Origin of the sequence: Streptomyces sp. E11-3, from assembly GCF_046540415.1 — a bacterium.
Classification (GTDB): Bacteria; Actinomycetota; Actinomycetes; order Streptomycetales; family Streptomycetaceae; genus Streptomyces.
The window spans coordinates 2423213-2433194 of sequence record NZ_JAZGRL010000001.1; the positions used below are offsets into that span (position 1 = coordinate 2423213).

Annotated in this window: 6 protein-coding genes; all 6 read right to left on the reverse strand. The window is 74.5% G+C overall.

The genetic code is table 11. The features are described from left to right. Nucleotides 1-7 precede the first annotated feature (7 nt). Complete coding sequence (locus tag U9R90_RS10820; RefSeq protein WP_411056199.1) at nucleotides 8-1405, reverse strand: aKG-HExxH-type peptide beta-hydroxylase; 1398 nt, start codon at nucleotides 1403-1405, stop codon at nucleotides 8-10. Further along, on the reverse strand, nucleotides 1402-2565 hold the full coding sequence (locus U9R90_RS10825) for an FxsB family cyclophane-forming radical SAM/SPASM peptide maturase (protein WP_411056200.1): 1164 nt from the start codon (nucleotides 2563-2565) through the stop codon (nucleotides 1402-1404). Before U9R90_RS10825 ends, U9R90_RS10820 begins: the two co-directional genes overlap by 4 nt. Before the next feature lie 179 nt (nucleotides 2566-2744). Beyond that, on the reverse strand, nucleotides 2745-2963 hold the full coding sequence (gene fxsA, locus U9R90_RS10830; protein WP_411056201.1) for an FxSxx-COOH cyclophane-containing RiPP peptide: 219 nt from the start codon (nucleotides 2961-2963) through the stop codon (nucleotides 2745-2747). Nucleotides 2964-3003: 40 nt separating this feature from the next. Continuing rightward, complete coding sequence (locus tag U9R90_RS10835) at nucleotides 3004-6480, reverse strand: SAV_2336 N-terminal domain-related protein (RefSeq protein WP_411056202.1); 3477 nt, start codon at nucleotides 6478-6480, stop codon at nucleotides 3004-3006. A 7-nt stretch (nucleotides 6481-6487) separates the two neighbouring features. Then, entirely contained in the window at nucleotides 6488-7549 is a 1062-nt protein-coding gene (locus tag U9R90_RS10840; protein ID WP_411056203.1) for an AAA family ATPase, read from the reverse strand. Between the two features lie 152 nt (nucleotides 7550-7701). Then, nucleotides 7702-9783 carry a trypsin-like peptidase domain-containing protein gene (locus U9R90_RS10845; RefSeq protein WP_411056204.1) on the reverse strand — a complete coding sequence of 694 codons (2082 nt, stop codon included), beginning with the start codon at nucleotides 9781-9783 and terminating at the stop codon, nucleotides 7702-7704. Between the last annotated feature and the right edge of the window lie 199 nt (nucleotides 9784-9982).

Sequence of the window (9982 nt, forward strand, 5' to 3'; positions counted from 1 at the left end):
GTAGTTTTCACCGCCTGAACGGCCGATGCCGCTGCTGCCAGATGGATCGGGCCGTGCTCACATACGCCGTGGCTCGGGCGAGTTGCCCCTTGGGGGGAGGGTGCCGCAGGAGTCGGGTGTACGCCCCGACCATCGCGTCGGCGAACCGGCGCCCGGCCGGGGTGAGGTCCGGCGATCCCACCAGCGTCGGCAGGGCCGCGCCGACCTGTTCGCGGCAGCGCGCGTGGGCGGCCCAGGCCTGGTCTCGGAGGGGCACCTGGTGCACGGCCAGGGCGACGCCCTGCCAGTAGTCGGCCAGGGCGAGGTGACTGTAGACGCCTTGCAGGAGGCCGTCGAACGGCCGCGGGTCGGGACGCCAGGGCGCGAAGTACCGGGCGGTGGCGTCGGCGTGATGGAGCGGCAGCAGTTCGCTGAGGGCGGCGAGTTTGGCGTGCTGGAGCTCGTGCACGAGGGTGGCTGCGAAGAGGGCCGGGGTGGCCGGGGTACTGCTGAGGACCGCGCCGAAGGCCTCCCGCAGGGTTGCGCTGCAGCTGCCGGACGACCGGTCCGGACCTGCGCCAGGCGGATCGACCAGCGGCACCAGACACCGCAGCAACGCGGCCGCCTCGGCCAGGCGGTGCGCGCCACCGAGTGCCAGCACTTCAGCGGTGCCCGACCAGGCGTGCAGCCAGCGCTTTCGGGTGGCGTCGTCGAGGGTGGCGACCTCGCTGAGCGCCGGCCTGCCGCGTATGACGCGGTAGGGGTCCAGGTCGTCGAACGGTACGGGGGCCGACTCCGCCCCGAGGCCGGGCAGGCCGTACAGGGGCGTCCAGGCGGGCGCGCTGGACCAGGCGCCGCAGTCCGCCTGCGGGTACACCCTGACGGGTGGCGCGCCGCGCTGTCGCAGGGTCAGCGCGGTCCGGTCCAGGGACGCGTGGACCTCGGCGGCCGCGGGGGTGCCGGTGTGCAGGCCGCCGAGGGTCGGCAGGGCCAGGAGGCCGTCATGCGCCATCAGGCGTACGGAGAACGGCACCCGCGCCCGCACCGCGGCGGCGGCCGCGACGGCGCTGAAGTGGGCCAGGTCCCTGGCGAGTTCGGGGGTGTGCGCGGGGCCGGTGAGTCCGGTGAGTCCGGTGAGGCAACGGCGGGCCCAGGGGCCGACGAAGGGGTGCAGGATGATGGCGCGGACCGCCGCCCTGCCGCCGGCGCGTTCGGCGGCTTCCAACAGCGCCCAGTCCGCGCGCAGCTGCCACAGCTCGCGGCGGGGGCAAACGGCTGGGGGCGCGGCCTCGGCGGCGTCGAGTACCGCGCGCAGCAGGAGCAGCCGCCGGGTGTGCTGGTCGCGTATGAGCAACCGCAGTGCCTCGGGGCCGCTTTCGGTGCGGCCGAGTTCCCGCAACACCCGCTCGGGGACCGCGGTGGTCACCGTGTAGCACCTCCTGAAGTGAGGGCTGCGGACTCCCTGAGCCGGGACGCCACATGGCGGATGAAGCGCTGGAGGTCGGTGCAGTACACGGAGGGGTTGGTGAAGCCGTGGCCCGCGCGGTAGCGGTGTGCGTAGTGGCCGCCGCCGCAGACGGCGACCAGGGGGCAGGCCTGGCACTGGGCGGACAGGGCCGCGATGCCTGTCTGCCGTGCGGCGACACCGGGGTGGTTCAGGGCCTGGTCGAAGGAGTGCCGGAAGATGTCGAGTCCGGTCCTGGCGGCGCCTTCGTAGGCGGACTTGAGCGAGTCGACCTGTTCGATGGAGCCGTCCGTCTCCACGACTACCGCGGTGAACGGTTCGGTCCCCAGCGACTCGGTCGCGGCGGGCAGGCCGAGCAGCAGGGCCAGGCACTCCTCGAATAGCCTGATCCGGGTCTCCCGGCGCCCGGCCGACCACCAGCGGTCGAAGACGGTGCACAGCCAGTCCCCGTACGAGGTTCCGCGCCCCGGAAGGCCCGGCGGCGGGGCGGTCCAGTTGCCGTGCGGCAGCAGCAGGTCGAGGGCGGGTGGCCGCAGGGTGAGCAGCGATTCGTAGGTCTCGACCGGGTCGCTGGCCGGGTCGACGACGGTGAGGATTCCGGCGTACGCGTCCGGGTACCGCTCGGCCAGCAGCCGGGCGCCGCGCACCGCCGCGGGCCAGGAGGGGCGGCCCGCGTGGTCGACGCGGAGGGTGTTGTGGGCGGCCCGTCCGCCGTCGAGGCTGACGCCGACGGTCACGCCGTGCCGGGCCAGCATGGCGAGCCGCCTGTCGTCGAGCAGCGTGGCGTTGGTCTGCACGGTGGTGTGGACGACGCACCCTCTCGGCACCCGCTCGCGTACCCGCTCGGCGAAAGCGGCCAGCCGGGCCGCTCCGGCGAGCAGCGGCTCGCCGCCGTGCAGGACGAGCGAGAGGTCGGTGAGCGTGTGCCGCGCGGCATGCTCGGCGATCCGGGTGGCGGTCTGGTCCAGCACCTTGGGGCCCGCGGCGGCGGGGCGGGTGCGCCAGGTGTGGTCGGGGCCCTCGTAGAGGTAGCAGTAGCGGCAGGCGAGGTTGCAGCGGCCGTGCACCTTCACGATGAACTGCCGGAAGGGAGCGGCACGCGGGGTCACTTGTCGCGACACTGCGGCACCCCCCTGCTGCTGCCATCGGTCTGACGCGGAACGTTCCTGTCACGGCAGACCGACAAACACTCAACGATCGCTGTTGTCCGAATCGGCCACGATGCCGACCGAAAATGTCCGTCTGCTTCTCTGATCCGCGGCCCCTTCGCTCCTCTCGCCCGCTGTCCGCAAGTGCGCCTTCAAAAAGAGTTGTTGAAGCCCCACAACGTCTCACTCGGCTGCCCTGCGCGCTCCCGCAGGTCCGCCAGCACCTCGGCGAGCACCGGGTGGTCCAGGGTCCGCAGCTGTTCCAGGTCGAGATCCAGCAGGTCCGGGAGGTCCGGCAGGTCCGGCGGCTCCGGCAGGTTCGTCGGCTCCGGTGGCTCGGACAAGCCCTCGTCCCATTCGCTCGTCGCCATCGCGTGTCCCCCTTCTCCTCGCGCCCCGGCCGGATGCCGGTCAGTCCAGTGCGGCCAGCCGCAGCGCCGTCTGCCCCGGGTTCGGCTCATCTCTCACCGCGGCACCCGCGTCCGGCAGCCTGGCCCACTCGTCCCGAGCGGCCAGGTAGGCGTCGCGCGCCGCCCGTGGACGCGCCGCCGCTTCATAGGTCATACCCCGCCAGTGCCGCGCCCGAGCCCCCAACTCCACGGCGCCGAAGCGCGCGTGGGCCGTACGGGCCTCCTCCTCCGCCTCCCGCGCGGCCTGCGCCGCGCCCCGGAACGCGTCGGCGGCCTCGTCGAGCCGGGCGGGCCGGTCCAGGCTGCGGTAGGCCTCGAACCGCGCCTGGCCGAGGTCCAGCAGGCAGCGCGCCCTGGCCAGCGCGTTCGGCGCCTCCTGGGCCGCGACGGAGAAGAGATGCTCGGCCTCGCGCAGATCGACCCGGTCGCCGGTGGCGCGGTACCGCAGCATCAGCGTGCGGCCGAGCAGCACCAGCCGGTAGGCCAGTTGGCGGTGCCCCTGCGGGGTCTCCGTATGGCAGGCGCGCAGCACCCGTACGGCCTGCCCGGTGCGGGCGGCGCGGTCCTGCCCGGTGCCGGCCTGGGCGCTCCGCAGCAGGACCTCGCCCCACTCGGCGAGCAGGTCCGCGTGCTCGGGTGCGTCCCTCGGTACCCCACGGGACGCCCGGTCGAACCGGTCCGCGGCCGCCACCAGTTCGCGCGGGTCGTGCGAGTCCTCGTACCGGGCCACCCGGATACGCGCCGAGCGGATGAGCAGCGCGGCGGCCAGGCGCTGGTCGTGCGTCTCGGTCAGGGCCGCGTCGATCCGTGACTCGGCCTCGGCCAGGCCCGCATCGGAACAAAGCAGGGCATCGACCAGATCGAGCAGGACGCGGTGGCGCTCCCCAGGCGAGGGCGAACCCGGCGGCGAACCCGGCGGCGAGCCCGGCACCGAACCCGGCACCGAACCCGGTGCGGCGGCATCCGGCGCGGCGGCATCGGGTGCCGCGGCCTCCGGTTCCAGCGCCTCGCGCAAGGAGCGCGCCGCGTCGGTGGCGTACGCCCTGGCCTGCTCGGCGTCGGTGGTCACCCCGGCCAGCCTCAGCAACGTACGGCCGTGGGCGAGGAGCAGGCCGCGCGGGCGGCCGCGGCGGTCGGGCCAGGCGTCGGCGAAGGCCTCCAGCATGCCCACGGCCGCCTGGAGCAGCGCACTGTCGCCGCCGAGGCGCCACTGCGCCTCCAGAGCGCGCACCCGCTCCAGGGTGAGCCACAGGGCGTCGGTGGCCTCAAGGCCGGGCGCGGCGCAGGCCACGGCGTACTCGCGGTCGGCGCGGCGCAGCAGCTCCAGCGCCCCATGGCGGTCATCGCGGCGCCGCCTGTCGTCCGCCGCCGCGTGCAACACCCGGGCCAGCACCGAGCGTTCGGGAACCGCGCTCGGGTGGGCGACGGCCCGTTCGGCGGCCGACTCGGCGTCGCGCAGCAGCTCGCTGCCGCCCTGCACCTCCCACAGCCGCAGCAGACAGCGGGCGTACTCGGCCCACAACTGCGGGTCGGCACCTGCGGGGCGCTCCCGCTCGGTGGCGCCGCGCAGCAGTTGTACGGCGTCGATCAGGTACTGCACCATGCCGTCCGCGTCGAACCTGGCCACCAGTTCGCGCGCTCCGGCCACCGCCGAGTGCGGCGGGCGGTCGCCGGTCACGTCCCGGCCACGGTCGCTGTAGAGCGCGAACTCCTCGGGCAGCGGCATAAAACGCTCCAACACGCGTGCCGCGACCTCGGCGAAGGGCTGAGGGACGAGCGGGACGGCGTCGCCGTCGCCCGCGTCCTCGTCGCCCCGGTCGCGCCGGTCGCCCGCGGCGGCACCGATGTGACCCGGCGGCGTCCGCCGCGCCTGGGTGTCCTCGCCGAGCTGGGCGAAGGCGAGTGCGGGGAAGTTCGGCCCGCCGTCGCCGAACCGCGACGCGATGTACTCCGAGCAGTGCTTCAGTACGAGCATCGCCTCGTCCTGGCCCAGCGGGCCGAGGAGCACCTCCTGCACGCCGGGTGCGAACTCGTACCACTGTCCGCCGTCGGCGTGCGGCCCCTCGCCGGGGACGGGCTCGCCCCTACTGCGCGAGAGCAGCCCGCTCAGCAGCACCTCGGCCAGCTCCGACGGCCCGGATCCTGGCAGCATCGTGCGCTGGACCAGCTGCATCACGGGCAGGCAGAGCGGGGCGGCCGCCAGGTAGACGGCGAGCCGGCCCGCGGCGGGTGAGGCCACCGAGCGGAACCTGCTGACCAGTTCCAGGGGTGACAGCGGCCGCCTGGGACGCGCCGCGGGCGCCGCCTGGTGGTCGGCGCGCACCCATCCGACCGCTCCGGCCACCCGTCCCCCACCGGCCTTGGACAGCAGCCGCGCCCAGGCGCCCAGCGCTCCGGACGCGGGCGGCAGCACCGGCACCGGCAGGGCGCCCGTGTGCCCGCCGGGCGGCGCCGCGGCGTCACCGGTGACCTTCAGCGCGGCCGCTCCCCCGGGCCCTTCGCCTCGGGACAACTCGCCGAAGGCGACGGGCAGTCGGGTGCGGTTCCACATCCGCTGCGGCAGCGGCTGCAGTACGGCGACGGGGGCCTGCCCGGCGAGCCGGTGCAGCAGCCGCTGGGCCTGCCCGCTGTGCCACAGGGGACCCGCGCAGTCGCTGACGAGTACGGTGACCCGGCGTCCGGTGGGATCGCTCAACCGGTCCGCGGAGTTCAACGGCGCCGCGCCCGCTTCGAGACGGCCGCTGACCGCCGGGGTGTGGTCGGGCCCCTGGTGCAGATAGCACACCTGGATATCCCCGAAGGCCCCCAACTGCCCGAAGACCTGCTGGAGTTCGTCGAACATCCGCCGCCACACGCGCATCGACGAGGAGGAGTCAAGGACCAGTTGGAGCCGGGCGTCCCCACGGGTCACCGGCCGGTAGACGGGCAGGATCAGCCCGCCCGCCCGCGCGCTGGCCTCGACCGTCGCATCCTCGTCGAGTACATGGCGCAGAGGCGGGGCGCCGGTGCGGTACCCCTGTAACGGCCTTAGCGCGCGCTGGAGTTCGCGAGGGGCCGCCAGTGCGGGCGCGGCCGGCACACCGAGCGGGAGGCCCAGGCCTCCGGCGCCGCGCGCAGGGTGCGGGCCCTGGCCCGGCGGCACGGGGTACAGGTCTACGCGCCAGTCCTCGCCGCGCGGGTACGGCCCCTCGCCCTGCTGCCGCTCAGGGGTGTGCTCGCCGGGGTCCTGGTCCTCGGTCCGCGCCGGAGCGGCCGGGCGGCCCCGGCGTACGGGACCGGGCGCGTCGGCGCCGTCACCCCCGTACGACCCTGTGGGCCGTGACCAACGCGCGAGCCACAGCGCGTCGCAGAGCTGCTCCGCGTCGAGGTCGAGTCCGGCTTCCCGCAACCGGGCGACGAACTGGGGCAGCGGATCACCGGCTTCCTGGCCGCCGTCGCCTACGGGACCGGGGCCGTGCCGTGCCGAGGCGTCAGGCATCGGCGCATCACCTCGGGCGGTCGAGTCGCTGGATGAGCAGGTCGGCGAGCCGGTCCCGACTGGGCGGTGCCGCCGCGTCGGTGAGGTAGATCGCGTTCAACAGCTGGTCGCTGGCGAGGAGTTCACTGCGCGAGCGCTCCAGGAAGCGGGACACCAGGTCGTCGCCGGTGCGGGCCGCGTCGTCGCCGAGATGGGCCCGTACGAAGGTGGCCAGCCGTTTGTGGTCGGGCCTGCCGAGTTCCAGGTGGATGCAGCGGCGCATCAGCGGGGCCGGGAAGTCCCGCTCGCCGTTGCTGGTGAGGACGACGAACGGGAACGCCCGGCAGCGCACCCGGCCATCGCGGATGCGCGCCCTGGTGCCGTCGTCGGTGAGCACCTCGGCCACACCGCCGGGCAGCCGGTCGGCGATCCGTTCCAGCTCCGGAAGGGCGAACTCTCCTTCTTCCAGCACGTTGAGGAGGTCGTTGGGCAGGTCGATATCGCTCTTGTCGAGCTCGTCGATCAGCAGGACGCGGGGGAGGTCGGACGGCAGCAGAGCCGTGCCCAGCGGGCCGAGCCGCACATAGCTGCCGATGCCCTCGGCGGCGCCCGCGCCGCCCTGCCCCGGCGTGGCGGCGCCGAGCGCGGCGAGCTGCACATCCTGCAGGCGGGCGATGGAGTCGTAGCGGTACAGACCGTCCAGCAGGGTCGACCGGCTGACGATCGGCCAGCGCAGCACCCGGCCGAGGCCGAGCTCGTGGGCGACCGAGTGGGCCAGCGTGCTCTTGCCCGCGCCCGGGCTGCCGGTGACCAGCAGCGGGCGTCGCAGATAGAGCGCCGCGTTGATCATTTCCAGTTCCTCGGCGCCCGGCCGGTACAGCTCGGCGAGATGCCGGTACGCGCCGAGCCTGCGGTCCTCGGAGCCGTCGGCGCCGTTCGGCGCCGGTGGCTGCGGGAACTGGCCGTCGCCGCCGGCCGCCGCCTCCTGGCCCGAGAAGTCACGCCAAGGTGGCGGGGGTGGTAACCGGCGTATTCCGTCGTGGGGTTCGCCGGCCCCCCGGTAGATGAGCCACTCGCTGGATTCGCTCATTGCGTGTTCCCCATCGTCACTCGTCCCCCCATCGCCACCCAGGACCGGAGCCGCCGACCGTGCCTCACGTTAGCGAGCCGCGCAAGACGTCGTAAGTGTCGGCGTAGACGCCTGCGTGCCGCCTGTGCGGCGCCGGTGCCCCCAGGGCCCGGTCACGGCGCCTGCAGAATATGGTCCGCGCCTGGCAGTGGCTGGCGCGGATCGTCGTACAGCAGGGCGATCCCCGCCGACCAGTACGTCGGAGCACGGCCCGCGCGCAGTCCCGCCCGCAGCTCGTGGACCAGGTCCGGGAGCCGCTCGGCACTGCTCGCGCCCACCACCGTATCGGTGACTCGGCGGTGGAACTCGGCGCAGACCGCGTCCTGTTGGTCGGCCAGGCGGCGCCATAGGGCCACCCGGAAGCCGCCCCGGACGACCCTACCGAGCCCGGCCAGGCTCTCCTGCCGGTGCCGCCCGTCGAAGCGGCAGAGCACGGGGACCGTCGAGTACGCCAGCCTGCGCAACTCCCGCTCGGGCGGGACGGGTACCCGCATACCGTCCGCGCAGTCCACGACCACGGCGCGCAGTCCGGAGACCCTGGTCCAGCGCCAGCGCGTCGCGCTCTCCAGGAGTGCCTCGTCCCAGGCGGCCTGGTCCGACTCCGGGCCCGACTCCGGGGCCGGGCCCAGATCCATGTCCAGGTCGAGGTCCAGGTCGAGGTCCGCACACCGTACGTAGACGGGGCGCAGCACTCCGAGCGGGGCCCCGCCCGACGGTGTCTCCCAGGCGTCGACGTCCAGATCGAGCAGGGTGCGCGGCAGGGCGACCTGGAGCGCGGCCCGCCGATCCGGTTCGTCGCACTGGCGGAACGCCTCGGCCAGCGGGGGTGCGAGCCGCTCCGGCAGGTCGCCGAGCGCGGTGCCCCTGCTCGTACCCCTGCTGTCGTCCGCGACCGGACGCACCTCGCCGGTCGGCTCCACGACGCCGACGCGCCAGTCGAAGCGGTCCGGCTCCCAGCCGCATGGCTCCAACTCCAGCAGCACACAGGCGCGCGGGGCGAGATCCGCGGTGCACTCCCGCTTGGCCGCTGTACGGGCGCCGCCGAGGCTGTGGTCGGGCGCGGCCGGGCGGAGGCCGGTGTAGCGCTTGTGCCGGAGCTCGGATCTGAACCGCGGGGAGCGGTCGTCGGCGGTCCACTTCACCCACTGCCACAGCCGTTCCTCCGCGGTGTCCATGCCCGGCGTGGCGTAGGGGCGCTCGGCGGTCAGCGCGCCCATCGCGAATTCCAGTACGAGCTCCAACGCGCCCTCTCCGCGCCGGGATTCGTACAGCGCGCCGACGCCGTCGCGCCAGCCGCGCGGGGCCGGGTAGCGGGGTGCGGCCTGCCCGCCCAGCAGGCCGTCGAGCAGGGAGAGCAGGCCGCGGGTGCTGGTGGGGGGCGGGAGTTCGGCGAGTCTGCCCAGGAGTTGGGTGCGCTGCTGGGGGGTGAGGGTGCGGCCCGCCGTCGCGCCGAGGTCGCTCTGGACGTCGGTCCAGCTGCCGGGGGCGGCGTCCGGGTGCTGGTGCCGGTCCATGTGGTAGCGGTCGTGGGCGTGGAAGACGGCCTGGTAGAGGTCGTCGTGTTCGCTGCCGACAGGACCGTCGGGCACGGGCAGCGCACGCAGCTGCTCCACGCCGATGGACGTCCCGCCGAGCCCGCGGTCGAGCTGGGACTTCAGCACCCCGACGACCTCGCCCCGTACCGGATCGACGACCGGCCCACCGGACACGCCGGGCGGCAGGATGTCCCCGCCCAGGCGGATCTGCTCGTCGGGGTCGGCCCAGCCGAGTGTGCCCTGTACGGCGCAGGTGCCGTTCACCCGCCGCAGCACGCCGCCCACCTCGGACCAGCCCAGGTAGACCACGGACTCACCGCCGTAGAAGGCCGCGGGCCGCTCGCTGACGTAGACGCAGGCGTGGTCGGCGGGTTCGAGCAGGCGGACCAGCGCGAGGTCCGGAGCGGGCCAGCTGCCGGGCGAGACGGCCCGCGGGGTGTCCGGCAGGGTCGCCATCACCTCGCCGTCGACCGACGACTCGCCTCGGCCGGGCTCGGTCTCGTAGACCACCTTCACCCTGGCCCCCTCTCCCTGGCGGACCACATGCGCGCATGTGAGGACCCAGTTCGGAGCGACGAAGTAGCCACTCCCGAGGAAGTCGCCGGGTCCGTCCGGGGCATACCCGGACCCCGCCCGATGGATGCGTACCGTCGCTGACATGACAAGGTCACGCAGCGCACGGTGCGCCAGGGCGGAACCACCCGGTGCGCCCGGGGCGTGCCCGTCCGTCATACCCCGCCCCCACCGGCGGGCGCGGCCGCGTCGGGGGGCGCCGGTGCGCCGGGGGGCGCGCCTTGCGGTGGGTCGGGTGGTGGTTGGTGTGGCGTGTGGTGCGGTGGGTCGGGTGGCGGGCGGTGTG